The sequence below is a fragment of the Glycomyces xiaoerkulensis genome (assembly GCF_002798405.1).
GTDB lineage: Bacteria > Actinomycetota > Actinomycetes > Mycobacteriales > Micromonosporaceae > Glycomyces > Glycomyces xiaoerkulensis.
The window spans coordinates 22,208-45,638 of record NZ_PGGV01000018.1; the positions used below are offsets into that span (position 1 = coordinate 22,208).

At 71.7% G+C, this 23,431-nt stretch carries 22 protein-coding genes and 2 pseudogenes; 12 read left to right on the forward strand and 12 right to left on the reverse strand.

Annotated elements, in window-relative coordinates:
- Positions 1-49: 49 nt before the first annotated feature.
- Positions 50-1,015, reverse strand: a complete 966-nt coding sequence (locus CUT39_RS08025) for a serine hydrolase (RefSeq protein ID WP_100445460.1) — start codon at positions 1,013-1,015, stop codon at positions 50-52.
- Between the two features lie 243 nt (positions 1,016-1,258).
- Here CUT39_RS08025 and CUT39_RS08030 point away from each other — a divergent pair, with 243 nt between their 5' ends.
- From CUT39_RS08030 to CUT39_RS08045, 4 genes are read left to right on the forward strand one after another with little or no spacing between them, the layout of a single operon-like run.
- Positions 1,259-2,356 (forward strand): alkene reductase, encoded by a 1,098-nt coding sequence (locus CUT39_RS08030; protein WP_100445461.1) that lies wholly within the window; start codon positions 1,259-1,261, stop codon positions 2,354-2,356.
- Positions 2,353-2,931 (forward strand): TetR/AcrR family transcriptional regulator, encoded by a 579-nt coding sequence (locus tag CUT39_RS08035; protein ID WP_100445462.1) that lies wholly within the window; start codon positions 2,353-2,355, stop codon positions 2,929-2,931. The genes CUT39_RS08030 and CUT39_RS08035 overlap by 4 nt, the downstream gene beginning before the upstream one ends.
- A gap of 52 nt (positions 2,932-2,983) precedes the next feature.
- Positions 2,984-3,271, forward strand: a complete 288-nt coding sequence (locus CUT39_RS08040; RefSeq protein WP_100445463.1) for a YciI family protein — start codon at positions 2,984-2,986, stop codon at positions 3,269-3,271.
- A gap of 4 nt (positions 3,272-3,275) precedes the next feature.
- On the forward strand, positions 3,276-3,896 hold the full coding sequence (locus tag CUT39_RS08045) for a DNA-3-methyladenine glycosylase I (protein WP_100445464.1): 621 nt from the start codon (positions 3,276-3,278) through the stop codon (positions 3,894-3,896).
- Positions 3,897-3,911: 15 nt separating this feature from the next.
- On the opposite strand, the gene CUT39_RS08050 is transcribed toward CUT39_RS08045, so the two are convergent.
- The 3 genes from CUT39_RS08050 to CUT39_RS08060 all read right to left on the reverse strand — a co-directional run bounded on the left by CUT39_RS08050 (position 3,912) and on the right by CUT39_RS08060 (position 7,565).
- Positions 3,912-4,802: a transglutaminase-like domain-containing protein gene (locus CUT39_RS08050; RefSeq protein WP_157930545.1), complete on the reverse strand. Its 891-nt coding sequence runs from the start codon at positions 4,800-4,802 to the stop codon at positions 3,912-3,914.
- Between the two features lie 198 nt (positions 4,803-5,000).
- Positions 5,001-6,206: a glycosyltransferase gene (locus CUT39_RS08055; RefSeq protein ID WP_100445466.1), complete on the reverse strand. Its 1,206-nt coding sequence runs from the start codon at positions 6,204-6,206 to the stop codon at positions 5,001-5,003.
- 195 nt (positions 6,207-6,401) lie between these two features.
- Positions 6,402-7,565 carry an RNA-guided endonuclease InsQ/TnpB family protein gene (locus CUT39_RS08060; RefSeq protein WP_198586963.1) on the reverse strand — a complete coding sequence of 388 codons (1,164 nt, stop codon included), beginning with the start codon at positions 7,563-7,565 and terminating at the stop codon, positions 6,402-6,404.
- A 23-nt stretch (positions 7,566-7,588) separates the two neighbouring features.
- Here CUT39_RS08060 and tnpA point away from each other — a divergent pair, with 23 nt between their 5' ends.
- A complete protein-coding gene (gene tnpA / locus CUT39_RS08065) occupies positions 7,589-8,020 on the forward strand; it encodes an IS200/IS605 family transposase (RefSeq protein ID WP_100445467.1) in 432 nt (143 codons plus the stop codon).
- 6 nt (positions 8,021-8,026) lie between these two features.
- Here the strand turns inward: tnpA and CUT39_RS08070 are convergent, their stop codons facing one another.
- From CUT39_RS08070 to kdd, 6 genes and pseudogenes are all read right to left on the reverse strand, one after another.
- Complete coding sequence (locus CUT39_RS08070) at positions 8,027-8,461, reverse strand: CBS domain-containing protein (protein WP_100445468.1); 435 nt, start codon at positions 8,459-8,461, stop codon at positions 8,027-8,029.
- 113 nt (positions 8,462-8,574) lie between these two features.
- Positions 8,575-9,912: pseudogene (locus tag CUT39_RS08075) on the reverse strand (glutamate mutase L); the annotation flags it as partial.
- Positions 9,909-10,289 (reverse strand): 3-aminobutyryl-CoA ammonia lyase, encoded by a 381-nt coding sequence (gene kal / locus CUT39_RS08080; protein ID WP_100445469.1) that lies wholly within the window; start codon positions 10,287-10,289, stop codon positions 9,909-9,911. The gene kal and the pseudogene CUT39_RS08075, both read right to left, overlap by 4 nt.
- Complete coding sequence (gene kamE, locus CUT39_RS08085) at positions 10,286-11,035, reverse strand: lysine 5,6-aminomutase subunit beta (RefSeq protein ID WP_100445470.1); 750 nt, start codon at positions 11,033-11,035, stop codon at positions 10,286-10,288. Before kamE ends, kal begins: the two co-directional genes overlap by 4 nt.
- Positions 11,032-12,609 (reverse strand): lysine 5,6-aminomutase subunit alpha, encoded by a 1,578-nt coding sequence (gene kamD, locus CUT39_RS08090; RefSeq protein WP_100445471.1) that lies wholly within the window; start codon positions 12,607-12,609, stop codon positions 11,032-11,034. Before kamD ends, kamE begins: the two co-directional genes overlap by 4 nt.
- Positions 12,606-13,664 (reverse strand): L-erythro-3,5-diaminohexanoate dehydrogenase, encoded by a 1,059-nt coding sequence (gene kdd / locus CUT39_RS08095; RefSeq protein WP_100445472.1) that lies wholly within the window; start codon positions 13,662-13,664, stop codon positions 12,606-12,608. The genes kamD and kdd overlap by 4 nt, the downstream gene beginning before the upstream one ends.
- Positions 13,665-13,817: 153 nt before the next feature.
- Here kdd and CUT39_RS08100 point away from each other — a divergent pair, with 153 nt between their 5' ends.
- Complete coding sequence (locus tag CUT39_RS08100; RefSeq protein WP_232805660.1) at positions 13,818-15,299, forward strand: KamA family radical SAM protein; 1,482 nt, start codon at positions 13,818-13,820, stop codon at positions 15,297-15,299.
- Positions 15,296-16,135, forward strand: a complete 840-nt coding sequence (locus CUT39_RS08105; protein ID WP_100445474.1) for a BKACE family enzyme — start codon at positions 15,296-15,298, stop codon at positions 16,133-16,135. Before CUT39_RS08100 ends, CUT39_RS08105 begins: the two co-directional genes overlap by 4 nt.
- 23 nt (positions 16,136-16,158) lie before the next feature.
- On the opposite strand, the gene CUT39_RS08110 is transcribed toward CUT39_RS08105, so the two are convergent.
- Complete coding sequence (locus tag CUT39_RS08110) at positions 16,159-16,596, reverse strand: MarR family winged helix-turn-helix transcriptional regulator (RefSeq protein ID WP_100445475.1); 438 nt, start codon at positions 16,594-16,596, stop codon at positions 16,159-16,161.
- A 169-nt stretch (positions 16,597-16,765) separates the two neighbouring features.
- On the opposite strand from CUT39_RS08110, the gene CUT39_RS08115 reads away from it, so the two are divergent.
- Positions 16,766-17,404 carry a DinB family protein gene (locus CUT39_RS08115; protein ID WP_100445476.1) on the forward strand — a complete coding sequence of 213 codons (639 nt, stop codon included), beginning with the start codon at positions 16,766-16,768 and terminating at the stop codon, positions 17,402-17,404.
- Position 17,405: 1 nt separating this feature from the next.
- Here the strand turns inward: CUT39_RS08115 and CUT39_RS08120 are convergent, their stop codons facing one another.
- Positions 17,406-18,623: a serpin family protein gene (locus CUT39_RS08120; protein WP_100445477.1), complete on the reverse strand. Its 1,218-nt coding sequence runs from the start codon at positions 18,621-18,623 to the stop codon at positions 17,406-17,408.
- A gap of 179 nt (positions 18,624-18,802) precedes the next feature.
- On the opposite strand from CUT39_RS08120, the gene CUT39_RS08125 reads away from it, so the two are divergent.
- The 4 genes and pseudogenes from CUT39_RS08125 to CUT39_RS21085 form a co-directional block, all read left to right on the forward strand.
- Positions 18,803-20,719 carry an elongation factor G gene (locus tag CUT39_RS08125; protein ID WP_100445478.1) on the forward strand — a complete coding sequence of 639 codons (1,917 nt, stop codon included), beginning with the start codon at positions 18,803-18,805 and terminating at the stop codon, positions 20,717-20,719.
- A 78-nt stretch (positions 20,720-20,797) separates the two neighbouring features.
- Positions 20,798-21,979, forward strand: coding sequence for an NAD(P)/FAD-dependent oxidoreductase (locus CUT39_RS08130; RefSeq protein WP_100445497.1), 1,182 nt, complete (start codon positions 20,798-20,800; stop codon positions 21,977-21,979).
- Positions 21,980-22,022: 43 nt separating this feature from the next.
- The gene (locus CUT39_RS08135) at positions 22,023-22,280 is read left to right on the forward strand and encodes a (2Fe-2S)-binding protein (protein ID WP_100445479.1); all 258 of its coding nucleotides are present in this window, start codon (positions 22,023-22,025) and stop codon (positions 22,278-22,280) included.
- Between the two features lie 11 nt (positions 22,281-22,291).
- Positions 22,292-23,419 (forward strand): annotated as a pseudogene (locus CUT39_RS21085) (FAD-dependent oxidoreductase); the annotation flags it as partial.
- Between the last annotated feature and the right edge of the window lie 12 nt (positions 23,420-23,431).

The window sequence follows — 23,431 nt, forward strand, 5'->3', positions numbered from 1 at the left end:
CGCGGCGGCCCATCGGCCGGTGAGTGCTCGCTCCGGCCGGTCGCGGTCGTCAGGCGGAGGGCTCGATCCGGTCGAGGACGTCGAGGATGCGGCGGCCCATGGCGGCGTGGGCCTGGACGGCCGGGTGGGTGGCGCCGTAGTCGTCGTGGTGGCCGTCGAGCTGTGCCATCAGGGAGTAGACCAGGACCGGCGCGCCGTCGTCGCCGAAGACGAGGCCGGACTCGTTGCGGGTCGGGCCGTCGGCGCCGTACTTCAGGGCGATGCGGGAGCGTTCGGCCGAGGACATGTTGCGCCGGAAGCCGTCGTGGTAGCCGGACAGTCCTCGGAGGATGCCGAGCAGGAAGCCGCCGGCGGCCTGCGAGAGCAGGTCGCCTCCGGCGAGGCGGACGAGCAGGTCGGTGGTCTCGGCGGGGGTGGTCTCGCCCAGTCCCATGCGGTTCGGGTCGCTGTCGCTGGGGACGACGCGGGTGTCGGTGAAGCCCTTGGCTTCGAGGGTCCGGTTGACCTCCTCGGGCGCGCAGAGCAGCCCGCACAGCCGCACCGCGGTATTGTCGGAGGGCATCAGGAGGGTGACCAGGACGTTCGCGACCGTGAGCTCGTCGCCGTAGGCGGTCTGGTGGAAGTACAGGCCCGAGCCTTCGATGACCAGGTCGGGGTCGAGGGTGATCCGGTCGTCGAGGGCGAGTTCGCCGCGGTCGACCTTGTCGAGCACGGCCACGGCGATGCCGAGCTTGTTGACGCTGGCGGCGGTCCTCCGGGCGCCGGAGTCGGTGTCGACGGCGGCGGTCCGCTCGGCGCCGTCGAGGAGGGTGATCTTCGCCTGCCAGGTCCCGCCGGCGCGGGTCGATTCGGCCTCGAAGATCCGCCGGATGCGGTCGGCGGCGCCCGCCGCGTCGTAGACGGGGTCGGGTTCCAGCGGCACGGTGTCCACCAGTGCGCACCCCGTCCCCGCACCGACCGTGGCGCCGAGGGCCGTCAGGCCCGCGCCGAACTTGAACACACCGCGTCGCTGCATCGTGTCCTTCCGTTGCACCCCAATACATTTGGTGCAATCAAGCTATATGACGCGCGGCGTCTTGTACAGGTTGGCCCGGCTATCGGCCTCTGTAGGCGGATCTTCGTCGATCCGTCCGCCTCATGGGACTCGAATCGGTGCCCGCGCCGGCTGACTTGACAGTCTAGGACGTCCGTCCTAGACTTCGAAGCCGTCGGTAGGACGACCGTCCTAACCGCGATCGGAATACCACTGGAGGCAACTGTGACCGCCGATCTGTTCGAGCCGACCGTCGTGGGCGACCTGAAGGTGCCGAATCGGCTCGCGATGGCGCCGATGACCCGCAACCGGGCCGACCGCCGGGGGCGCGCCACGGCCATGATGGCCGCCTACTACCGGCAGCGCGCGACCGCCGGGCTGATCGTGTCGGAGTCGATCCCGATCTCGCCCATGGGCGTGGGCTACCCCTACACACCGGGCCTCTACGAGCAGGACCAGATGGAATCCTGGCGGGCGGTGACCGACGCCGTCCACGAATCCGGGGGCCGCATCTTCGCCCAGCTCCAGCACTGCGGACGGATCTCCCACCCCAGCATGCTGCCGGGCGGGGCCGCGCCGGTGGCGCCGTCTCCGATCAAACCGTCCGGCAACGCGATCACCTACGAGGGCATGCGGGAGTTCGTGACCCCGCGCGCGCTCGAGGCCGACCGGATCGGCGAGGTGGTCACCGAGTTCTCGACGGCCGCGCGACTGGCCGCCGAGGCTGGATTCGACGGGATCGAGGTGCACGGCGCGAACGGGTACCTGCTCGACCAGTTCCTGCGCGACCGGACCAATCGCCGCTCCGACCGGTACGGCGGGAGCGTGGAGAACCGGATGCGGCTGCTCGAGGAGGTACTCGACGCGGTGACGCGAACATGGCCGACCGACCGGGTCGGCCTTCGCCTCAGCCCGGACAACAGCTTCAACTCGATCTCCGATTCCGATCCGCAACGGCACTTCGACCACGTTCTCCGGCGTCTCAGCGATCGCCACCGGCTCGCCTACCTGCACCTCCTCGAAGGCGACATGGGCGGAGGCGGCGGGCCGGTCGACTACGCCGCCCTGCGACGGTCGTACAACGGCGTCTACATCGCCAACAACGGCTACGATCTCGATCGCGCCCGGAGGGCGGTCCGATCCGGCCACGCCGACCTGGTGGCCTTCGGCGCACCCTTCCTGGCCAATCCGGACCTCGTCGCCCGCTACCGCGAGGGCCTGCCGCTCAACCGGCCGGACTCGGCGACGTTCTACCAGGGCGGATCGACCGGCTACACCGACTACCCGGTCTACGGCACCGACCGACAGGGAGGAACACGATGACCACCAGCATCACTCGAGAACAGATCGTGCACGCCGCCGACGACCTCTTCTATCGTCGAGGCTTCGAGCACACCTCGTTCACCGACATCGCCCGCGCCGTCGAGATCTCGAAGGGCAACATCTACTACCACTTCAAGACCATGGCCGAGGTCCTCCGCGCCGTGATCGAGGCCCGCCTGCAATCCAAGCGGGACATGCTGCGGCGCTGGGAGGCCGAAGAACCGACCGCTCGCGGGCGGATCGAGCGATACATCGACATCGTCACGGTCAACGGCCCCGACATCGAGCGATACGGCTGCCCGGTCGGGACCCTCACCACCGAGCTCGCCAAGCTCGCCCACCCCTGCCGCGACGAGGCCGTCGAGATCTTGACGCTGTTCCGGACCTGGCTGCGCGACCAGTTCGTCCGACTCGGCCAAGCGGACGACGCCGACGAACTGGCCATGCGAGTGCTCTCGGCCAGCCAGGGCATCGCCACCCTCTCCAACGCCTACCAGGACCGGGCGTTCGTGCAGCGCGAGGTGGCCGACCTTCGCGCCTGGCTCCGGACGCTCGAAACGGTCGCACACGAATGAGCCCGCAGGGGCCACCGCAACCGAACACACCGACAGAACGGGAATCCGAATCATGTTCATTGTCCTATTGCGCATCGGCGACAAGGCCAAGGCCGCCGAGCACATGCACGCCCACCTGCAGTGGATCGCCGACGGCTTCGCCGACCGGGTCTTCCTGCTGACCGGCAACCTCGAATCCGCGACCGGCGGCGCGGTGATCGCCCACCGGCTCAGCCGAACCGAACTCGAGCGGCGCCTCGACGACGACCCGCTGGTCGCCCACCGCATCGCCGAACCGGACATCATCGAGATCGCTCCCGGCCGGGTCGACGAACGCCTCGGATTCCTGCAGGAGGCCTGATCGGATGTTCACCGGCCCGGACGGCCGCCCCCGATGCCGATGGGCGGCGGGAGCCCCGGAGTTCCTCGCATACCACGACACCGAATGGGGCTTCCCGGTCGACGACGACACCGCACTGTTCGAGAAACTGAGCCTCGAGGCGTTCCAGTCAGGACTCAGTTGGCGCACCATCCTCGCGAAACGACCGGGCTTCCGCGCGGCCTTCGCCGACTTCGACTGCAACGCGATCGGCGGGTTCACCGAGGCCGATGTCGACCGGCTGCTGCACGACCCCGGCATCGTGCGCCACCGGGGCAAGATCGAAGCGGTCGTCAACAATGCCGGACGCGCCCTCGAACTGATCGCGGCCCACGGTTCGCTGGCGGCCTATCTCTGGAGCTACGAGCCGGACCCGAACCAGGCCGAGCCGCCGCAATCCCGATCGACGTCACCGGAATCGGCGGCCCTGTCCCGCGATCTCAAAAAGCGCGGCTGGCGATTCGTCGGCCCCACCACCGCGTTCGCATTCATGCAGGCCATGGGTCTTGTCAACGACCACGAGTCCGGCTGCGCGTTCCGCCCCGAAGCGGCCGACCGCCGCAGGGCGTTCACCCCGCCCCGACTCGAGACCGACCGCGGCCGGTGACGGGGAGCCGGTCGATCAGGGAGCCACGACCGGCTCGATCCGGTCGAGCACGAAGTTGTTCACCTGCTCGGGGACCTGGAGGCGCGGCTCGGATTCGTAGACGGCGCGCACGTCGGCGGCCGTCTCGGGGTCGGCGGTAAGCGAGGCGAGCCGATCCAGCAGGCCGGCCGGTTCGGCGTCCACCGACCCTCCGGGCGGCACCATGGGACCCCAGAAGTCCCAGGGCAGCATCTCCATGCCGGCCAGCGCGGCGACGTCCTTGAGGTGGTCGTTGACGATCCAGTGCAAGCCGCCGAACTCCCTGTGGGCGGCGAAGCCGCAGTGGTCGGGATCGAGCCGGCCCTCGCGGTAGCGCCGCCACGCCTCGCCACCGACGACGAACTCGTCCCGGGTGAGGCGGAGCGGGTCGATCGCGACCGGGAGTCCGGACTTCTGGACGGAGTCGATCTGGGGGTCGCTCAGGATCCATTCGGACCGGTCGGCGTCCCATCGCTCGACGACCCAGTGGTCTTCGTACCAGTCGGGCTGGAAGTAGGTGGCGAAGCCGCAGCGGGCTCGGGCGGGGACGCCGTGGGCGCGGAGGGCGGCCACGGCGATGACGGTGAAGTGGCAGCAGCAACCGCCGAACCGGTCGGCCGGTTCGCGGCGTTCGGTCAGGGGGCGCCCATCGGCCAGGAGCCGGCCGAGGATGTGCTCGACGGATCGCAGGTGGGCGGTCTCGGTGTATCCGGGTTCGCGGTCGAGCCCGTAGAGGTCCGGGAGGTATTCGTGGATCACCAGCCCTTGGACGGCCTCGAACAGCGCCGGGACGTCGGCCGGGAGTGCGCGGAGGGCGTCGTGGTGGGCTCCGGCGCCGGTGAGGCGGCCGGGACGGGTGTAGTGGGCGAGGGTGTCCTGATCGGTCACGGGGGCCTCCTTCAGTGGCTTCCCGCAGCATACTGAGATGTCCTCTCTTTCGGGGGCGGCGGGCGACGGCTCGTCCGCTTCGGCGGCCGCCGCCCGTCTGCTCTCGTCGAGCACCGCAGTGCCGTGTTCCGGTCACGTCTCATGCAGGCGCCTGCGCGGCTCAGGCCGGGACCGCGCGGCCCCGGAGCCGAGCACCGTTCAGGACGCGCCGACCAGCAGCCTCGCCGCGGTTTCGGCCCCGTCCGTGCGGACCTCGCCGCCGACGGCCCGCGCCCGGGCGACGGTCCGCGGGTCCAACGCCGACTCCAGGGCGGCCGCGAACGCCTCGACGGTCGGCTCCGCGGTGTCGAGACCGGCGCCGATGCCCAGTCGGGCCACCCGTTCGGACCAGTACGGCTGGTCGGCGATCTGGGGCACCACCACCTGCGGCGCCCCCGCCGCCGCGGCGGTCGTGGTGGTCCCCGCCCCGCCGTGATGCACGACCGCGGCCACCCGCGGGAACAGCTTCCGGTGGTTGGCCTCGCCGAGGGCGAACCAGTCGTCGCCGTCCTCGAGCAGGCCCAGGTCGGCCCACCCGCGCGAGACGATCGCCCGGCGTCCCTGGTCGCGGACCAGCCGCATGGCCGACTGCGCGGCGTTCTTCGTCGACAGCCACGGCATGGAACCGAAACCGATGTAGACCGGCGGCTCCCCGGAGTCCAGAAACGCCTCGAGGTCGTCCGGGAGCGGGCGCTCGTCGGGCAGGATCCACGCGCCGGTCTGCACGACGTCGAGGCCCTCGGTCTCGGGCCACGGCCCGAGAACCGGATCGGAGGCCAGCCACGGCCGGTCGGTGTAGACGTACCCGCGGACGTCCTCGATCGGCTCCAGTCCCAGCCGGGCCCGTATGCGGTTGAGCGGCACGCCGTAGAGGTGCTGCAGGTTCTCGGCGTCGATCGCCCACAGCACCTCGTTGTCGGTCTCGCCCTCGGGGAACGGCTTTCCCGGCCTGGGCAGCGGCGCGTGGTGCGGCGAGGGCAGGACTCGCGGGATGGAGCAGGCGTGCCGGTAGCGGATGTCCAGCCGCTCGGCGGCCAGTCGCACGCCGGCAGGCGTCATGCCGGTCGCCACGATCGCGTCGCAGCCCTCCCCGGCCTCGATGACGGTGTCGTACTGGTCGGCGACCATCCGGGCCGCGATCTTGGGCGCGTCGGAGAGTCTGGGCTTGTCGGCGCTGATCATGGGGCGGGCCGCTTGGCCGAGGGGCACCGGTTCGACCCCGTATCGGGCCAGCAGTTCTTCGAACTCGGGGTCCGGCGGGGCGCACATCACCACGTCCGCCCCGAGTTCGCGCAGCCGGGCCGCGAACGCCACCAGTGGTTGGACGTCGCCGCGCGATCCGATGGTCGTCAGCATCACACGCATTTCGATCTCCCGAAACCGTCGTTGTTCCTGATTCCGAGAAACGATTCTGCACCCTTCGTGAACTGCGAAAACGAAGGCGGTACCCCGGCCTTCGAAACCCGTGGGGTATATTGTCAAGTGGCCTCCGGATGAGTCCGGAGGTTTGTACCTCGTCCGCCGTCGCTGGCTGCGACGTGGTCGGGTAGATCGCGGCCGCTATGCGGCCACTCGGGACCCTTGACTCACAGCCCAAGCCATCCGGCCACGTGCACGCACGTTCACGGCGGCTATGGCGTCGGCCGGTCCAGCGAGACCGCACCCACGACATTCAAATCTGTCTCTCGATCTTCGGTTGGCACGTTCGGCGTGGTAGCACAGCGGGCACCTCTGTGAGGTGTGCCGGGCGTCCACGACGACGACCGGCACACCCGCCCGCTTCGCCTTGTACGCGATGTGTTGCGCCAACTGGTAGAACGGCCAGTTCGAGATCCTGCCGCGCTGGGACCGGGTGAGCCGTACCCGCTCGCGGATGCCCTCAAGGTCCTCCAGGGCGATCCCGCGACCGGTGCGTTCGGCCGCCGACACGATCTCTTTCGATATCCTGTGATTCACATGGCTCGCGTGCCGCCGCTCCCTGCGGGCACGCTGCTTGAGTTTCCGCTTCGCGGCCTTGGTGGCCTTGGCTTGCAATTCGGCCCGTGCCCGGGCCATCCGGCGCCGGTAGCGTTCCAGGCCCTTGCCTTGATAGTTGTCGCCATCGGAGGTGGTGGCGAGGTTGACGATGCCCCGATCGACCCCGATGAAGTCGACCGGCTCGAACTGCTCATCAGTCTCGGGCACCTCGACCGTCGCGGCCAGGTACAGCTCGCCGTCGCGTTCGAACAGGTCCGACTCGCCCTGCCGGTGCGCCCTCAAGACCTTCAGGTCCTGCTTCGAGCAGGCGAAACCGATACCCCGCCGCCGCCCCTCAGCGGCCCGGATCGACACGGTCCGCGCCTCCAGGTCCCACGACAGGCACCGGTCGTCGAACGGCTGCGCGGCCCCGGCACGGAACGCCACCGGTTTGGCCAGCGCTTTCGCGGCACGCCGCCCGCGCAGCAGGCCGGATCGGGCCTGGGCATACACCGTCCGATACGCGTCGCAGACCTTCTTGACTACGTGCTGCGCGAGCTGGGAGCCGATCCCGGTGGCCTTCGCCTCGGCATAGACCCGGCCCCTGAGTGCGTACTCGCGCTCGATCCGCCCGGTCTCGGTGTCACGGTGCGCGAACGCGATGGCGGCGATCCGGTTCGCCTCGGCATTGCACACCCGCAGCGTCTCGACCAGCACCGCACGCGAGGCCGCGTCCGGGACCAGTTTCACCACCACGACCTGCTTCACGACTCCAGGATAGCGTTCTGTCTATGTCACCTCGATGGGAGCCAGACCCGAATATACGCAGGGGAAGACACGTTGTCTTCAACCTCCACGCGCACTTGGTCTTCAATCCGAAGCATCGGCGATCGGTGTTCACGGACGCGATCCTGACCAGATGCGAGCAGATCATGCGCGACACCTGTGACAAGTTCGGGGCCGAACTGGCCGAGTTCAACGGTGCAACCGATCACGTGCACCTGCTCGTCCACTACCCGCCCAGTCTGACCCTTTCCACTCTCGTCGGATCACTCAAAGGGGTTTCCGCGCGCCTGCTCCGCAAGGAGTTCAGCGCCCATATCCGCCAGTATCTTTGGGGCGACCACTTCTGGTCACCGTCCTACTTCGCCGCCTCGTGCGGGGGTGCACCGCTGGCGATCATCAAGGAGTACATCGAGAACCAGAAACGGCCCGAGTCATAGGCCAGGTCAGCCCGAGTTGGAGATGTAGCCTTCGAGCTGCTCCATCTCGAATTCCAGCTCTCCGATGCGGCCCTTGACGACATCGCCGATGCTCACGATGCCGGCGAGGACGCCGTTGCCGGCGAGGACGGGGACGTGCCGGACGCGCTGGTCGGTCATCAGCACCATCAGGTCGTCGATCGAGTCGTCGAACGAGCAGGTGCGCACGTCGCCGGTCATGATCCGGGAGACCGGCGCGTCGTGCAGGCCGGGATCGGCGTGCAGCGCCCTGACCACGTCGCGCTCCGATACGATGCCGTCGACCGTGTAGCCGTCGGTGCTCACCACCAGCGCACCGAGGTTGTGCTCGGCGAGCTCGGCCAGCAGGGTACGCACCGACTCCTCGGGGCGAATGGTGACCACGGCCGACCCCTTGGAACGCAGTATGTCGCTGATTCGCATGGCGCCCCTCCCCCAGTTCCCTCGGGTGTCACCTGAGGATACCGCCGCCGGGCCCGGCATAACAGCCCAAATCGTTCGTCCGGTGCGGTCGCATCGGCGTGCGAGCGTTCGACCAGCTCCGCGCGGAGGAGTCGTGTCGCGGCCGCTCGGCGGCCGTCGGCTGCTAGGAGGCCGGCCGGGGCGAGGACGTGGTCCGCGTCGACGACGACCCGGGCCGCCGCCGGCGGCGGCCGGAAGCCGCCCGAGGTGTACTCGCAGACCGCTTCGCGGACCCAGGACTCGGCCGCGGCCGGATCGAGCCGCAGCGCTCCCCCGGAGCCGATCACCAGTTTCACGGCCGCGAGGTCCTTCCCGCCTCGCAGCGGCTCGATCGGCCCGCCGATGCGTTCGCCGCGGGCGTGGCGACCCACCGCCACGCGGGCCGCGAGCGCGCTCAGCAGGTCGTCGGTCGCCCGCTCGTCCGCGGTTTCGGCGCGGAGGTCGGGCCGGTCGCTTCGGCGCCGGGCGGCGTCGCGCAGGGCCGGGCTCGGCTCCAGGTCGCCGGTCTCGGCGGCTGCGACGATGCCGGTGGCGGTGTGCCGGATCCCGAGGTCGCCTTCGACCGTTCGCGAGCGCCAGGCGGTTCCGGCCACCTCGGTGCGGGGTCCGCTCAGCTCGGGGTCGGGAGTGAGGACCGAGTAGACGTCGGTGGTCGCGCCCCCGACGTCGACGGCCAGCAGGTCTTCGCCGAGCAGGTCGCCGAGGAGTTCGATGCCGGTCAGGACCGCGTCGGGGGTCGGGGCTTTCACCAGGCCGGTGAAGTCGGCGCGGACCGAAAGGTGCTTGCCGGCCATGACGTGGCGCAGGAAGAGGTCGCGGAGCGCGGTCCGGGCCGGTGCCGGGTCGAGGTCGCCGATGCGCGGGAGGACGTTGCCGGCGCAGGTGGCGTCGAATCCGGCGTCGGTCAGGAGCCGGTGGAGGTCGTCGGCCGCGTCGCGGTTGCCCGCGAGGACCACCGGGACCCGGATCCCCGTGGCGGCCAACGCCGCGGCGTTGGCGCGCAGTGCCGTCTGGTCGCCGCCGTCGGTGCCGCCGGCCAGCAGCAGCACGTCCGGTCGGGCCTCGGCCAGGGCGTTCCAGTCGGCCTGCCCGATGTCGCCGGCGCAGACGCGCACCACTCTGGCCCCCGCCGAGAGGCCGGCGCGGTGAGCGGCCCTGGCCGTCACCAGGGGCTCGCTGCCGACCACTCCCAGGCGCAGGCCGCCGCCCGCCGAGGAGCACACCAGGGTCTCGACCGCCCGCGCACGGCTTGGGACCGCCGCCCGGACGGCCCGGTCGAGGCCGTCCATCACGTCGGTTCCGAGCGTGGTCGGATGCGAGGCGGTCCCGAGCAGGCCGCCGGATTCGGCGTCGACGGCCGCGGCCTTGGTGTAGGTGGAGCCGACGTCGACGCAGGCGACGACCTCGTTCACGGCACCACGACGGTGCCGGTGGCGGTGGTCGCCAGGATCGGTTCGTCCAGCGCCGACGCCGCCGATCCGCTCCGCTCGGGGTCGGAGCGGCAGACGACCCGGAGGGTGAACTCGATCGTGCGGCTGCGGTTGCCGGTGCGCGTGACCGTCCCGGTCGCCTCGACCACGTCGCCGGCGCGGACGGCGGCCTTGAACTGGACGTCGGAGTAGGAGGCGAACAGGCCCTCGTCGCCGTCGGTCCTGATGCAGATCTCGGTCGCGACGTCGCCGAACACGGCCAGCGCGTAGGCCCCGTCGACCAGGCCGCCGCCGTAGTGGGCGCGGCCGTGGGGGATGTAGGCGCGGTGGGTGACGCTGAGTCCGTCGTGGTCGTTCATGCGATCGGCTCCCTCTCGGTGGTGATGAGGCGGTGGACCAGGTAGGAGGCGACTTCGCCCGGGGTGGTGCCGCGGGAGAAGACGCGGTCGACGCCGAGTTCGGCGGCCGAGCGTTCGTCGAATCGGGGGCCGCCGGCGACGAGCAGGGGCCGGCGCCCGGGCGGGAGCGCCTCGCGGAAGGCGGCGGCCATTTCCCGGGTGTTGTGGAGGTGGGCGTCCTTCTGGGTCACGACCTGGCTGACCAGGACCGCGTCGGCGGACTCTTCGACCGCGCGGTTGGCCAGGTCGGGGACGGCGACTTGGGCGCCGAGGTTGACCACGCGCAGTTCGCGGTAGTACTCCAGGCCCTTCTCCCCGGCGACGCCCTTGATGTTGAGGATCGCGTCGATGCCGACGGTGTGGGCGTCGGTGCCGATGCAGGCGCCGACCACGCAGAGCTTGCGGCCGAGCCGCTCCTTGACCAGTTCGTTGACCTGCTTGGGGTTCAGGACCGGGAAGTCGCGTTCGACGACGTCGACCTCGTCGAGGTTCACCAGGTGGCGGGCGGCGCCGTAGACGACGAAGAACGTGTGATCGCGGTCGATCTGCCTGGCGTGGACGACCATCGCACTGTCGATGCCCATTTTGGAGGCGAGTTGGGCGGCGGCGCCTTCGGCGCGCTTGTCGTGCGGCACCGGCAGGGTGAACGAGAGCTGCACCATGCCGTCGCCGCCGGTGTCGCCGTAGGGGCGGACGATCCGGGTCATCGGGCCGCCTCCCGTTCGGCGTCGAGGATCTCGGCGGCGGGGTTGAAGTAGTCCTCGGCGCGTTCGGCCACGCCTTCGAGGCCGCGGCCGCCGTCGGCCGGTCGCTTCATGATGCCGAAGGTGCCGTCGGCGATCGCGCCCAGCAGTCCGTCGTCGACGATGCGTTCGAGGAGGTCGACCGCTTCGCGGAGGACCCGGTCGGCGCGGTCGGCGATGAAGCCGTCGGCGGGCGGGCGGAAGTCCTCGACCAGGCCCGAGCAGGCGTTCAGGACGTAGCGGACGTTCTGCAGCGCGATGTCGCGGTCGGACAGCCAGGGGGTGACGACCGCTTCGGTCATCATGCCCACCAGGAGGATCGATTGTCCGGTCATGACGCCGGCGAGGTTGAAGAAGCCGTCGAGGAGGTTGCCGCGGAACACGTCGCCGCTCATGTGCCGGGTCGGCGGCATCCACTTCAGCGGTACGTCGGGGAACAGCCCGCGGGCCAGCAGGGCGTGGGCCAGTTCGAGCCGGAACGACTCGGGGACGTCGGGGTCGATCTCGAAGGCGTGCCCGAGGCCGAGGAGCCGGTCGGGGAGTCCGGCCTCGTGGGCGAAGTATTCGTTGAGCAACTGGGAGACGGTGACGGTGTGGGCGGCCTCGACCGCGTCGGCGGTGGTGAGGTAGTTGTCCTCGCCGGTGTTGATGATGATGCCCGCGCGGGCATGTACTTGGCGGGAGAACCGCTGGTCGATGAAGGTGCGGACGGGGTTGATGTCGCGGAACAGGATGCCGTACATGCAGTCGTTGAGCATCATGTCGAGGCGGTTGAGGCCGGCCAGGGCGGCGATCTCGGGCATGCACAGGCCGGAGGCGTAGTTGCACAGCCGCACGTACCGTCCGATCTCGCGGGAGGTCTCGTCGAGCGCCGCGCGCATGAGCCGGAAGTTCTCGCCGGTGGCGTAGGTGCCGGCGAAGCCTTCGCGGGTGGCGCCTTCGGGGACGTAGTCGAGCAGGGACTGCCCGGTGGAGCGGATGACGGCGATGATGTCGGCCCCGGCCTTGGCGGCGGCCTGGGCCTGGGGGATGTCCTCGTAGATGTCTCCGGTGGCGACGATGAGGTAGATCCAGGGCCGCTGGGGCGGGTCGCCGACCCGGTCGACCAGTTCGGTGCGGGCCCGCCGCTGGGCGTCGATGCGTTCGATGCCGCCGGCGACGGCGGCGCGGGCGGTCTCGCGGGCGGCTGCGGCGGTCGGGCCGGTGGGCGGTTCGAACTTGACGCCGCCTGCGGCCGCGGCGTGGGCCAGGCGCAGCAGGTCGGGGTGCTCGGCGCCGGCGAGGGCGGCGAAGACCGGTCCGGCGACGCCGTGTCCGATGCCGACCTGGTCGGCGACGGCGTCGACCAGGCGGTTGACCCAAGGGATGCCGTCGGCGTCGGCGCCGGTGAGCCCGGCCAGGCGGAGGGTGGCGCGCTCGACCGAGACGGTGGTGTGGGTCCGGGCCATGTCGACCACGGGCCGGCCGGCCCGTCCGGCGAGGCGGCGGGCGCGCTCGACCAGGTCGGGGTCGAGCCTCAGGAGCGGACGGGCGGTCATGCGGCGGCCTCCGTCCGGCGGGTGAGCAGGTCGCGCAGACCGGGCTGGTGCCGCATCAGGTGGAGGGCGTAGGCGGCGTGGCCGGGGACGTAGCCGTTGCCGATGAGCATCTCGACGTCGGCGGCGAGCCCTTCGGCGCCGAGCGCGGCGGCGGGGAACGAGGTGGCCATGGAGAAGAACACGACGGTGCCGCCGGCGGCGGTCGACAGGATCGCGCCGTGTTCGCAGCCGGGGACGTCGGCGCAGACGACGGTGACGTCGGCGCCGCGGCCGTCGAGGGCGCCGGTGACGGTCTCGGCCAGCGCGAGCGGTTCGGTGGCGTCGGCGACGGCGATGCGGTCGGCGAGGCCGGCGGCCTCGAGTTCGGCGGCCTCGTCGCGGTCGCGGACGATGCCCAGGACGGTGGCGGCGCGGGCGTCGCGGGCGGCGGCAAGGGACAGGGAGCCGGATTTGCCGGCCGCGCCGAGGACGGCGACGGTCGCGGGCGCGTGCGCGGGGTTGGAGCGGCGGGCGACGACGCGGCGGACCAGGGCGGGGGCGCCGCAGACGTCGAACACGGCGAGCGACAGCGCCTCGGGCAGGTCGCCGGGGAGGGCGGCGGCGATGGAGCGGGCGAAGAGGATGGCGTGGCCCGAGGTGGGTACCTGTTCGGTGAGGCCGTCCCAGCGTTCGAGGCCGTCGTAGATGCGGAGGGGGGTCAGCGTGAGGGAGACGAGGGTGGCGATCCTCTGGCCGGCCCGGAGTCCGAGGGGCGAGCGTTCGCCTACGGCGTCGACGGTGCCGATGAGCATGCCGCCGGAGCCGGTGCGCGGGTTGTGCATCTTGCCGCGCCGTTCGACGATGTCGCGGACTTCGGCGCGGACGGCGTCGCCGTCGCCGGCGTGGTCGGTGCGGAGCCGCCGGTAGGAGGCGGCGTCGAGGTTGAGGCGTTCGACGCTGACGCGGACTTCGTTATCGGCGATATCGGGTTGGTCGTCCAGCCGGTCCGCCGCTTGTGGCAGCGCCCCGGCGGGACTGACGACTCGGTGCGAGCCGACCGGTGAGCCTGTCGACATCGTTGCCGCCCTTCCGTTTGTGAGGATTTTTATAGGATCTCAATATGCGAGACCTAGCGCTCAACTGTAACGGAAGGTTATCCTCGTCACAAGACGGCCAACCGCCGTTCCCGAAACGCGCCGGGACAACATCCCGGACATGGAGGTGCGAACGTGACCGACCGAACCAGCGGTGATCAACGACCCGCCGTGATCGAGCAGCCGTACCAGTACCGGCGGAGGATCCTCGCCGAGCCCGACTGGTCGCGGTTCCCCGGGTGGCGGGACGTCACCTCCGAGGAGTGGGCCTCGGCGCAGTGGCAGCGGGCGCACTGCGTCAAGAACGTGAAGCAGTTGCGGTCGCTGATGGGCGACCGGCTCGCCGACGGGTTCTACGACGACCTCGACCGCGACATGCGCGAGCGGGCGACGATGTCGATGCTGCTGCCGCCCCAGATGCTCAACACGATGGTGCCGGAGGCCGAGGAGACCGCGCCCGGGTCGTGGACCGAGGCGTTCTACGCCGACCCGATCCGCCGCTACATGCTCCCGGTGGCCTCCGACCGGCTGGCCGAGTGGCCCTCGCACCCGTTCGCCACCCGCGACTCGCTGCACGAGCACGATATGTGGGCGGTCGAGGGCCTGACCCACCGCTACCCCACCAAGGTGCTGGCCGAGCTCCTGTCGACCTGCCCGCAGTACTGCGGGCACTGCACCCGCATGGACCTGGTCGGCAACTCCACCCCGACGGTCGACAAGCGGCGCATGGCGCTCAAACCGGTCGACCGGCAGACGGCGATCCTGGACTACCTCCGGGAGCACCCGGGCGTGCGCGACGTGGTCGTCTCCGGCGGCGACGTGGCCAACATGCCGTGGAAGCAACTGGAGCGGTTCCTGGACGCGCTGCTGGAGATCGAGACCATCCGCGACATCCGGTTGGCGACCAAGGCGCTCATGGGCCTGCCGCAGCACTGGCTGCAGGACGAGATCGTCGACGGCATGGGCCGGGTCGCCAAACGCGCCGCCGAGCAGGGCGTGAACCTCGCGATCCACACCCACGTCAACCACGTCAACTCCGTGACCCCGGCCGTGGCGAGGGCCGCGGCGGCGATGCTGGAGGCGGGCGTGCGGGACGTGCGCAACCAGGGCGTGCTCATGCGCGGGGTCAACGACTCGCCCGAGGCGCTGCTGGACCTCTGCTTCGCGATGCAGGGCGAGGCGAACATCCTGCCGTACTACTTCTACATGTGCGACATGATCCCCAACTCCGAGCACTGGCGGACCTCGGTGGCGCGGGCGCAGGACCTGCAGCACGCGCTCATGGGCTACCTCCCCGGCTACGCCACGCCCCGGATCATCTGCGACGTGCCGATGGTCGGCAAGCGCTGGGTCCACCAGTTGTCCGAATACGACCGGGAGCTGGGCATCTCCTACTGGACCAAGAACTACCGGACCAGCCTGGAGGCCGACGACCCCGACGCGCTGACCCGCCGCTACCCGTACTACGACCCGATCGACACCCTCCCCCGGGCCGGCCGGGAGTGGTGGCGGCGCATGGATCCGCCCGAGGAGGTCAGGGCCGCCGGGGACGAGGCGGCGGCGCGCTCGCGCGAGGCCAGCGAGAAGCAGGACCGGCCGACCGGGGCCCGACCATGAGCGGGACGCTCATCACCGTGGCGCCGACCGGGGCCGAGGTCGACAAGGAGCAGGTCCCGGCGCTGCCGACCACGCTCGAGGAACTGGTGTCGGCCGCGATCGAGTGCGAGCGCGCCGGGGCGGCGATGGTCCACGTGCACATCCGCGACGACGCGTCCGGACCCACTCTGGACCTGGGTCGGCTGCGCGATACGGTTGCGGCGCTGCGCGAATCGACGAATCTGGTCGTGCAGCTCTCGACCGGCGGGGCGGTCACCGATGCGGAGGGTGATCGCCTCGCGGTGCTCGAGGCGGCCCCGGACATGGCCTCGTGCACCATGGGCACGGTGAATTTCGGCGACGGCGTGTTCATGAACCGCTGGGAGTTCATCGTGGAGCTGCACGAGCGGATGCGGGACCGGGCGGTGGTCCCCGAGTACGAGTTGTTCGACCTGGGCCACCTGCCGTCGCTGGAGCGCCTGCTCGAGCGGCACGGGCTGCCGTTCGGCGCTCACGTGCACGTCGACTTCGTGCTGGGCGTGCCCGGAGGAGCGGCCGGGGACGCGGCGACGGTGACCGCTTTCGCCGAGGCGGTCCGGCGGTACCTGCCGGAGGGGACCACGTTCTCGGCCACGGGAATCGGCAGGACGACGCTGCCGGTCATGCTGGCCTCGCTGGCCCACGGCGGGCACCTGCGGGTGGGCATGGAGGACACGGTGTCGTTCGCGCGGCGGACGCCGGTGACCGGCAACGGCCAGTTGGTGCGCCGGGCGGCCGAGGCCGCCGAACTGGCGCAGCGCCCGCCGATGGCGGCCGCCGAGGCCCGCAGGCTGCTGGGCCTGCGCGACGCCGACTGACCTGCCCGGCCCTGTTCTGCGGCTCAGCGCGGCTTGCGCAGGGACCGTTCGATGTTCTCGGACATGATGGAGAGGTTGCGGATGGTCTCGGCGTACTGCTCGGGGCTCAACCCGGTGAGGATGGTCTCGCGGGCCCGGTCGATCCGGGCCGCGACCCTCTGGTAGGCGTCGAACCCGTCGTCGGTGAGGCTCAGCAGGATCGGTCCCCGCTTGACCCAGCCGCGGGTCACCAGGCCGTCCGATCCGTCGAGGACCTCCTCGAGCGCGATGCCCTCGCCGTCCCAGAACGGCTCCAGGGCCTCGTCCAGGTCGTCGGGGGTGCGCGCGCCCACGTAGAGCACGTTGAGCACCTGCCAGTGGCGGCGGCCCAGGTTCAAGCCCTCGAGGCTGGCCTCGAAGTGGCGTTCCATGAGGTTGTGAAGGTGCTTGAGCCAGTATCCGATCGGCTTGGGCGTATCCATGGCGCTTACTTTCGTGTTGCTGAGGCGGTCGCAGGCGGCTCAGCGCCCGCCGATGCGACAACCGTAGTCGAGGTGATCGGGATGCCCGGTGCCGACCAGGTGCGAAACCCGGGCCGGGCGACCGTTCGCGAGCCTCGGACGGGGCGCCGGACTCCGGTATGGTGCAGCAGTGAACACTTCTCGGGTAACGGCCGCCGATGTCGACCTGGCGGTCGACGTGGCCGTATACCTGCTCCAGCGGGCGGAGACCGACGCCTGGGACTACCGGGCGGGCCCGCTGAAGTGGACCTGCTGGGAGACGGTCGATCACATCGCCGACGTGCTCCTCGCCTACGCCTTCCAGATGGGGCCGCGGCATCCCCCGCTGAACCGGGACGTGCCGGTCCTGGTCGAGCCGCGCCGCAGCGGCGGACCGGAGTCCGCGCTGGTCGCCGACCGCAGCGCCGGGCCGCCGGGGCTGCTGCAGGTGCTGGAGGCCGCCGCGGGTCTGCTGAGCGCCGTGGTCCGCACCGCGCCCGAGGACGTCCGGGCTTTTCACTCCATGGGTATCGCCGACCCCGAAGGCTTCGCGGCCATGGGCGTGGTCGAGATCCTGGTGCACACCGAGGACGTCAGCAGCGGGCTCGACCTGGCGTGGCGCCCGCCCGCCGAACTGTGCGAGCGGGTGCTCGGCAGGCTCTTCCCGGACGCCCCGACCGGTGCCGAGCCGTGGCCGACCCTGCTGTGGGCCACCGGCAGAGGCTCGCTGCCCGGGCACCCGAGGCAGGCCAAGTGGCGCTGGTGGGCCGCTCCCGAAGGCGAACGCTAGATCAGTCCTCGAGTTCGGGTTCGTCGACCCAGCCGGCGACGAGGATCAGCCCCGAAGGGCGGTGCCGGGCCAGATAGGCGAAGGGCCGGTCGATACCGAACGTGGCCCGGACGCGGCGGTGCCGGGCCTTCGGCGGCACGGCGGCGCCGGCCAAGGCCATCGCGACGGTGGTGACGGCGGCGGCCTTGAACCCGGTGGCGCTGAAGACGGCGGTGCAGGCCTGCCTGGCCTGGCTCACGTAGGTCCGCTGCGCCGCCAGCCGCTCGAAATCAGCGCTGTCCTCATCGGACGCCCGGACCAGGCCGAGCGCGGCCGCGTCCTCGAACAGGTCGAGGTCGGCCGCGACCGAGAACCGGACCGCCTCGACGGCGACCTCCGGCCCCTGCTGCGGCTCGTGATGCCGGTACTCGGTGACCGCGACGCCCGGAGCCCGCTCCCCCACCGCCAGCTCGGTGGCGGCCGAACGGCCCCAGTCCGGGTCGCCCGCGGCGTCGACGGCCGACGACAGCACCTGGTGGGGCGAGAGGTCGTCCCGGCCGAGCGCCAGCAGCACGTCGATGTCGTCGCGGCCGGGCACGGTGAGGACCGACGCCTCGTCGGTCACGCGGAGCACGTCGTCGAAGACGGTGGCCTCCAGGGCCCGGCACTGCCCCAGATCGGCCCACGGGCCGGAGCGGAAGCGGCGCGGCAGGTCGCGGAACTCGGTGACCCACGCCGTGTCGACCAGCAGGGCGCCGGCCAGCAGCAGGTCGACCTTGTCCCCGAGGTCGACCGGCATCCGATCGATCATGCCGTCGGTGTTCCGGGAGGCCCAGGCGTCGAGCTCGGCCTTGTCGGCTTCGGCCTCGCCGGTGAGCGAGCCGACCGCCTCGGCCGGGAGCGCGGCGGTCCAGTCGGGGTCGAGGGCCAGGCGGGAGCCGGCCCAGACGCCCAGGGCGAGCCGGATGCCCGACGCCGCCCCGGCGGCGCCTATGAGCGCGGCCGCGACCTCCTCGGCGCGGTCGGCGTCCACTCCGGCGGCGGTGAGCAGCTCCTCGCGGGTCAGGCCGGTCGCGCCGCACGCGAGCGCAGTCAGCAGCGGCCAGACGCCGAGCGCCGAGGCCGCCGCGGGCACCTCCTCGCGCGAGGTGAGCCACCGGCGGGTGAGTTCGTTGGCCGCCTCGATCTCCGCGGCCCGCAGTGCTTGCTCGAGCGTGGTCTTGCCGTTGCTGGAGCTCATGGTTCGGACTCTATCGCAGGACCGCTCGGGGATAAATCGCTTGCGCGCCGGTCCGCGATCGTTTAGGTTGCCTGCCATCGAAGTCCGACGAGAAGGGGACCGGGAGACCACGATGCGCCGAACCACGGAGAGCCGCACGCCAGGCCACCGGATCGACCACGTGAGGACTTCGCACCGCCGTGAACTTCTTGAACCTGGGGATACTCGCGCACGTCGACGCCGGTAAAACCAGTCTGACCGAACGGCTGCTGTACGACGCCGGGATCATCGACCGGATCGGCAGCGTCGACCGCGGCAGCACCCAGACCGACTCCTCGGAGCTGGAGCGGCGCCGCGGGATCACCATCCAGTCGGCGGTGGTCGCGTTCGCCCTCGGCGACCTGACCGTCAACCTGATCGACACGCCCGGGCACACCGATTTCATCGCCGAGGTCGAACGCGCGCTGCACGTCCTCGACGGCGCGGTCCTGGTGGTCTCGGCCGTCGAGGGCGTCCAGGCGCAGACCCGGGCACTGATGCGGACGCTGCTGCGGCTGGGCGTGCCGACGATCCTGTTCGTCAACAAGATCGACCGCCCCGGCGCCCGGCAGGACGAGCTGCTGGCCGACATCGCCGGGAAGCTGGCGCCGGGCATCCTGCCGATGGGCGGGGTGCGCGCCATCGGGACCGCCGCAGCCGAGGTGCGGCCCTACGACTTCGGGCGCCCGGAGCGGTTCGAGCGGGCCGCCGAGGTGCTGGCGGAGGGGAGCGAGGAGTTCCTGGCCGCCTATCTGGAGCAGTCCGACCCGGCGGCCGGATTGGACTGGGAGGCGGAACTGGCGGCCCAGACCCGGCGGACCGCCGCACATCCGGTCTACTTCGGATCGGCGGTGACCGGCGCCGGCGTTCCGGCCCTGACCGAAGGAATCAGGCGGTTCCTGCCGACGCCCGCGCCCGATCCCGGCGGTCCGGCGAGGGGGACGGTGTTCAAGGTCGAACACGGGTCCGCCGGGCGGCGACTGGCCTATGTGCGCCTGCGCAGCGGGACACTGCGTCCGCGGGCGCGCGTGACCGCCTACCGGAGGGACGCCGAGGGCGCCGTCACTTCCCACTCGGGCAAGGTGACGGCGGTGGAGGTGTTCGACCGCGGCGCCGGCACGGTGGGCGGCGCGGCCCCGCCCGGCGGCATCGCAAAGGTCGGGGGCCTGAGCGACATCAGGATCGGCGACGCGATCGGCTCGGCCTCCGAGCTGGCCGACGGCGGCCTGTTCACGCCGCCGACACTGGAGACGGTGGTGCGCCCGGTCGACCCGGCCGAACGGATCGGGCTCAACCGGGCCCTGGCGAGCCTGGCCGAGCGCGATCCGCTGGTGGACCCGCACCTCGACGGGCTGGCCGACCACATCGCCGTCCGCCTCTACGGCGAGGTGCAGAAGGAGGTCGTGGCCGCGCTGCTGGACGAGGAGTTCGGCATCGAGGTCGAGTTCGAGCAGAGCCGGGCGATCCACATCGAGCGGCCGAACCGGACCGTGACGGCCCTGCACGAGATCGGCCGGTGGCAGACCACGCCCTACATCGCGACGGTGGGCCTGCGACTGGAACCGGGCGAGCCGGGCTCGGGACTGCGGTACGTCCTGGAGGTCGAGCGCGGATCGCTGACGCGGGCGCTGCGCAACGCCGTCGAATCGACGGTGCACCAGGTGCTGCGGCGCGGACGGTACGGCTGGGCGGTGACCGACTGCCGGGTGGCCCTCACCGCCACCGGCTACATCGGACGAGTGAGCAAGGCCGGCGACTTCCGGGAGGTCACCAGGTTCCTCTTGGAGGGCATGCTGGAGGAGGCGGGCACGACGGTGCACGAACCGGTCAACCGCTTCGACCTGGAGTTCCCCAGCGGGACCGGCAACGCGGTACTGGCCGCACTGCGGGACTGCGCGGCGCAGATCAAGGGCCGGTTCGCGGCCGGGGGCACCGGATACCTGCGGGGCGCGATGGCGACCGAGATGGTCCACGGCTTCCGGGCGCGCCTGCCGACGCTGACCCAGGGCCGGGCGGTGTTCGTGACCGAGCTGGACCACTACCGGCCGGTGCGCGGCACGCCGCCCGAGCGCGCCTGAGCGGAACCGCCCCAGCCGGGGGCCGGCTGTGCCAATCTGATTGCAGAGCACACGTGACCAGGCGAGGAGGTGACCGGCATCGAATCCGCCGACGTCATCGTGGTCGGGGCCGGCATCATCGGCGCGGCCTGCGCCGAGGCACTCAGCGCCGCCGGACTGCGGGTGCTCGTCGTCGACCGGCGCGCCCCCGCCGACGCGACCACCGCTTCCGGCGAGGGCGACGTGCTCGTCTCCGACAAGCCCCCCGGCCCGCGCCTCGACCTGGGCCGGGAATCGCTGCGGCGCTGGCCCCGGCTGCTCGATCGCCTGCGCGAGGAGCTCGGGGATCGGCTCGGCGACGTCGAATGGGATCCCACGGGCGGCCTGGCGGTCGCCACCACCGGCGAATCCGCCGAATCACTCGCGGCCTTCGCCGCCCGGCAGCGCGAGGCCGGACTCCGCGTCGAAGACCTCGATCCTCACCGGGCCCGCGAACTCGAGCCGCTGCTCACCGCCGACCTGACCGCCGCCGCCCGCTACCCCGACGACGCTCGGCTCCAACCCGTGCCGGCCGCCACCGCGATGCTGGCGGCCGTGCGCGCCCGCGGCGGCGAGGTCCGCGGCGGCGTCGAGGCCACCGGACTGGTCACGAGCGACTCCGGCGCGGCCGTCGGCGTCCGCCGCAGCACCGACGGCATGCCGTGCGGGGCGGTCGTGAACGCCTGCGGCCCTTGGGCCGGACGGTTCTCGATCGCCGCCGGAGCGCCCATCGACGTCGTCCCCCGGCACGGGACGGTCCTGGTCACCGCGCCGCTGCCGGAGCGCGTGCGGCACAAGGTCTACGACTGCGGCTACGTCGAGGCCGTCTCCGGCGTCGAGGGCGGCGTGCGGACCTCGCCGGTGGTCGAGTCCACTCGGTCCGGGTCCGTCCTGATCGGTTCGAGCCGCCGGTTCACCGGCTTCGACGACAACCTGGAGGTCTCTGAGCTGCGGGCGCTGGCGCGCGGCGCCGTCCGGCTCTTCCCGGCGCTGGCGCGGGCCACCGTCATGAGCGCCTACGGCGGCTTCCGGCCCTGGACCCCCGACCGCCTCCCGGTCATCGGCGCCGATCCGCGCGTACCGGGCCTGTGGCACGCCGCCGGCCACGAAGGGGCCGGGATCGGCCTGGCCGCGGCCACCGGCCGCCTCCTGGCCGATCTGTTCACCGGCGCCGAACCCGCGGTCGATCCGCGTCCGTACCGGGTCGACCGGCCCGAGATCATGATGGAGGTGGGCCCTTGACGCCCCTGCCGGAACAGGTTGTCGAGCGGAGTCGGGATCGACGATGAGAGTAAGCGTCGACGGGATCGAGACGGAGGCGATGCCGGGGCAGACCGTCGCCGGTCTGCTGCTGGCGATGGGGCGCGACTCCTGGCGCACCACCCGGGTCCGGGGCCGCCCGCGCGGACTGTTCTGCGGCATCGGGGTCTGCCACGACTGCCTGGTCCGGGTGAACGGCGTGCGGGACGTGCGGGCCTGTGTGCGCGTCCTCACCAAGGGTGACCGGGTGCAGTCGCAGGACGACGAAGGAACGCGGCCGTGAAGCGCGTGGTGGTGGTCGGGGCGGGACCGGCCGGGACGGCCGCGGCGAAGGCCGCCGCCCGCACCGGGGTCGAGGTGGTCCTCATCGACGCGGCCGCCGGGCCCGGCGACCGCTCGTCCATACCCGACGAGGTGGAGCACCTGCCCGAATCGGCGGTGTGGGCGCTGGAGGCGACCGCGGAGGGCGGCCACCGCGTCCACATCCGCACCGGGCCCGCCGACGGCCCGGACCGGACCGGCCGGGTGATCGAAACCAAGGCGCTGGTCCTGGCCACCGGCTCCTACGACCGGGTCCTGCCGTTCCCCGGATGGGACCTGCCCGGCGTGTTCACCACCGGGGCGGCGCGGTCCTTGGCCGAGGAGCAGGGCGTCGCGGTCGGCGACCGGGTCATGGTGGCCGGGACCGGCCCGTTCCTGCTGCCGGCCGCCGTGTCCCTGGTCAAGGCCGGAGCGCGGGTCGTGGGCGTCCTGGAGGCGGGCGACCCGGTGCGGGGCTGGGTGTCGCACCCGGCCGGGGCGCTGGCGGGCCGGCGCAGGTCCCGCGGGCTGTCGAAGGACCTGGCCTTCCTGGTCGCCCACGGGGTGGCGTTCTCGCCGCAGAGCGCGGTGGTCGCCGCCCACGGGTCCGACCGGGTGCGGGCGGTGCTGACCGCGCGGCTGGACCGGAACTGGATCCCGCTGGGGCACAGCGAGCGACGCTTCGAGGTCGACGCGGTCGCGGTCGGGTTCGGGTTCACGCCGCAGGTGGAGCTGGCGGTGGCGGCGCGCTGCGAGCTGCGCGGCGGATTCGCGGCGGTCGACGCCGTGCAGGCCACGTCGGTGCCGGGCGTGTACGCCGCCGGGGACCTGACCGGGATCGCCGGGGCCGAACCGGCCGCCGACCAGGGTGCGGTCGCCGGGGCGGCGGCCGCGAAACGATTGGGCGCCAAGGTGAAGCCGCCGCTGCGGGCGATGGGCCGGGCCCGGGCGGGCCGCAGGTTCGCCGACGCGCTCGCCGAGGCCTGTCCGGTCGGACCGGGCTGGCGGACGTGGCTCGACGACGACACGATCGTGTGCCGCTGCGAGGAGGTCGCCTACGGCGACCTGCGCCGGTCTATCGCCGGGCGCGACGTCGGCGGGGCGCGGGCACTGAAGCTGACCACCCGGGCCGGT

What these genes read in the sequence shown, in the direction of transcription:
- CUT39_RS08025 (WP_100445460.1), bottom strand. Translation starts at nt 1,015, where the DNA reads ATGCAGCGACGCGGTGTGTTCAAGTTCGGCGCGGGCCTGACGGCCCTC.
- CUT39_RS08035 (WP_100445462.1), top strand. Translation starts at nt 2,353, where the DNA reads ATGACCACCAGCATCACTCGAGAACAGATCGTGCACGCCGCCGACGAC.
- CUT39_RS08040 (WP_100445463.1), top strand. Translation starts at nt 2,984, where the DNA reads ATGTTCATTGTCCTATTGCGCATCGGCGACAAGGCCAAGGCCGCCGAG.
- CUT39_RS08045 (WP_100445464.1), top strand. Translation starts at nt 3,276, where the DNA reads ATGTTCACCGGCCCGGACGGCCGCCCCCGATGCCGATGGGCGGCGGGA.
- CUT39_RS08055 (WP_100445466.1), bottom strand. Translation starts at nt 6,206, where the DNA reads ATGCGTGTGATGCTGACGACCATCGGATCGCGCGGCGACGTCCAACCA.
- tnpA (WP_100445467.1), top strand. Translation starts at nt 7,589, where the DNA reads ATGTCACCTCGATGGGAGCCAGACCCGAATATACGCAGGGGAAGACAC.
- CUT39_RS08070 (WP_100445468.1), bottom strand. Translation starts at nt 8,461, where the DNA reads ATGCGAATCAGCGACATACTGCGTTCCAAGGGGTCGGCCGTGGTCACC.
- kal (WP_100445469.1), bottom strand. Translation starts at nt 10,289, where the DNA reads ATGAACGACCACGACGGACTCAGCGTCACCCACCGCGCCTACATCCCC.
- kamE (WP_100445470.1), bottom strand. Translation starts at nt 11,035, where the DNA reads ATGACCCGGATCGTCCGCCCCTACGGCGACACCGGCGGCGACGGCATG.
- kamD (WP_100445471.1), bottom strand. Translation starts at nt 12,609, where the DNA reads ATGACCGCCCGTCCGCTCCTGAGGCTCGACCCCGACCTGGTCGAGCGC.
- kdd (WP_100445472.1), bottom strand. Translation starts at nt 13,664, where the DNA reads ATGTCGACAGGCTCACCGGTCGGCTCGCACCGAGTCGTCAGTCCCGCC.
- CUT39_RS08105 (WP_100445474.1), top strand. Translation starts at nt 15,296, where the DNA reads ATGAGCGGGACGCTCATCACCGTGGCGCCGACCGGGGCCGAGGTCGAC.
- CUT39_RS08110 (WP_100445475.1), bottom strand. Translation starts at nt 16,596, where the DNA reads ATGGATACGCCCAAGCCGATCGGATACTGGCTCAAGCACCTTCACAAC.
- CUT39_RS08120 (WP_100445477.1), bottom strand. Translation starts at nt 18,623, where the DNA reads ATGAGCTCCAGCAACGGCAAGACCACGCTCGAGCAAGCACTGCGGGCC.
- CUT39_RS08135 (WP_100445479.1), top strand. Translation starts at nt 22,023, where the DNA reads ATGAGAGTAAGCGTCGACGGGATCGAGACGGAGGCGATGCCGGGGCAG.